Here is a 2,526-nt window from a genome sequence, read left to right as displayed (position 1 = left end):
GGGAGGCGCCGAACGGCGGCGACACGCTCGGCCAGAAAAATAGGGTCGGGCCGTGGCCTCTGGGGGGGTCGGCCACGGCCCGACAACGCAATCATTACACACCCTCGCGAGATTCCTGTCACCAGCCTCAGAGCTTTGCTTCACTCCCAGAAGACCCGGTCCACGACGGTCCTGGCGCGCCGGGTGACCTTCAAATAGTCGTTGACCATGGCGTCGGACTGGTCGAGCGGATAGCCCATGATCCCGGCCACCGCGCGCCGCTCCCGGGAGGGGCGCGGCATCTGGTCGACGGGCTTCCCCCGGGCCAGGGTGGCGGCGTTGCGCACCCGGCTGGCGGTCCGCCACGCGGTGGCGAGCACGTCGGCGTCGTCGCGGCCGAGCAGCCCGGCTTCGGCGGCCGCGTCGAGCGCGGCGAGGGTCTGGGCGGTGCGCAGGCCGGGGACCTCGGCCCCGTGCCGCAGCTGCAGGAGCTGGACGGTCCACTCGATGTCGGCGAGACCGCCGCGGCCGAGCTTGAGGTGGAGGGCGGGGTCGGCGCCGCGCGGGAGCCGCTCCTTGTCGACCCGGGCCTTGATCCGGCGTACCTCGATCACGTCGTCGTCCGCGAGGCCTCCGGACGGGTAGCGCAGCGGGTCGATCAACGCGGTGAACCGCTCGCGCACGCCCGTGTCCCCGACCACGGCGTCGGCTCGGAGCAGCGCCTGCGCCTCCCAGACCTTCGACCACTTCGCGTAGTACGCCGCATAGGCGTCGAGGGTCCGCACCAGCGGACCTTGCTTGCCCTCGGGACGGAGGTCGGCGTCGACGACGAGCGGGGGGTCGCCGCCGGGCAGCGCGAGGGTACGGCGCAGCTCCTCGGCCACTGCCTTGGCGTACGACCCGGCCTGGTGCTGGTCGACGCCCTCCTCCGGCTCGTGCACGAAAAGGACGTCGGCGTCGCTGCCGTAGGACAGCTCGAAACCGCCGTAGCGGCCCATCGCGATGATCGCCATCCGGGTCGGCGCCGTGTCGAGCTCGCGTTGCACGCGGACCGACTCGCCCACCACGGCGAGGGTGGCCTCGAGGGTGGCGTCGGTGATCCGGGACAACGCGTTGCCGACGTCGGCGACGTCGATCAGGCCGAGCACGTCACCCGCCGCCACCCGGAGCAGCTCGCGGCGGCGGACGGCGCGGACCGCTTTGACCGCCCGGTCCGGGTCGTCCTGACGGCCGGCGGTGGCGAGCATCTCCTCGGTCAGCACCTGGGACGGCTGTGGCACCAGGTCGCCGCCGAGGAGCTTGATCCCCTGTGGCTCGCGCTCGAGCAGGTCGGAGCAGTAGCGCGAGGTGGCGAGCAGGTGGGCGAGCCGTTCGGCGATCTCGCCCTCGTCGCGGAGCGTGGTGAGGAACCACGGCGTGCGACCGAGCGACTCGCTGATCCGCCGGAAGCCGAACAGCCCGGCGTCGGGATCGGCGCCGTCGGCGAACCACTGGAGCATCGCCGGAAGGAGCGCCCGCTGGATGTTGGACGTGCGGGTCACCCCTGCGGTCAGCGACTCCAGGGTGCGCAGAGCCGCGGCCGGGTCGGCGTAGCCGAGCGCGGCGAGCCGGGCCTGGGCCGCCTCCGACGACAGCCGGACGTCGTCGCCGGGGATCCGGGCGACCGCGGACAGCAACGGCCGGTAGAAGAGCTTCTGGTGCAGGCGGCTGACCTCGCGCCGGTGGTGCTGCCAGGTGCGGACCAGCCGCTCGTGCGGCTCCTTCATCATGCCGAGGCTGCGGCCGAGCCGACGCAGGGAGGCGTCGTCCGCGGGCACCAGGTGGGTACGACGCAGCCGGTGCAGCTGGATGCGATGCTCGAGCTGGCGGAGGAACGAGTAGGCGGTGTGGAGCGCCTCGCCGTCCTCGCGCCCGACGTATCCCGCCTTGGTCAGCTCGGCGAGAGCGCTGAGCGTGGTGGACGGCCGGATCCGCTCGTCGGCGCGCCCGTGCACCAGCTGGAGCAGCTGCACCGCGAACTCGACGTCGCGCAGACCACCGACCCCGAGCTTGAGCTGGCGGTCGGCCTCCTTGGCCGGGATGTGGTCGACCACCCGGCGCCGCNCCCGGGCCGCGTCGACGAACCCCTCCCGGTCGGCTGCGGACCAGACCATCGGACTGACCATCTCGACGAACTGGCGGCCGACCTCGAGGTCGCCGGCGACGGGACAGGCCTTGAGCAGTGCCTGGAACTCCCACGGCTCGGCCCAGCGCTCGTAGTAGCCGCGATGCCCGGCGAGGGTGCGGCTCAGCGCGCCGGACTTGCCCTCGGGGCGGAGCGCGGCGTCGACGGGCCAGATCGTCCCCTCGCTGGTGTGCGCCGAGCACACCTGCATCAGCTGCGAGGCGAGCCGGGCGGCGGTGCGGGCGGCCGCGACCTCGTCGGCGCCGTCGACCGGCTCGTGCACGAAGATCACGTCGACGTCGGACACGTAGTTGAGCTCGTGGCCGCCGCACTTGCCCATCGCGATCACCCCGAGCCGGACGGTGTGGGCGTCCTCGCCGACG

General features: G+C 73.0%; 1 protein-coding gene. It reads right to left on the bottom strand.

Annotated features, from left to right (window positions below; all coding sequences use genetic code 11):
• Positions 1–140: 140 nt before the first annotated feature.
• Positions 141–2,483 (bottom strand): bifunctional [glutamine synthetase] adenylyltransferase/[glutamine synthetase]-adenylyl-L-tyrosine phosphorylase, encoded by a 2,343-nt coding sequence (locus H0488_RS22820; protein ID WP_446685640.1) that lies wholly within the window; start codon positions 2,481–2,483, stop codon positions 141–143.
• Positions 2,484–2,526 lie beyond the last annotated feature (43 nt).

Origin of the sequence: Nocardioides pelophilus, from assembly GCF_014180685.1 — a bacterium.
Classification (GTDB): domain Bacteria; phylum Actinomycetota; class Actinomycetes; order Propionibacteriales; family Nocardioidaceae; genus Nocardioides; species Nocardioides pelophilus.
Note: the sequence above shows the minus strand (reverse complement) of the source record. Positions and strands in the feature narration are given on the sequence as shown.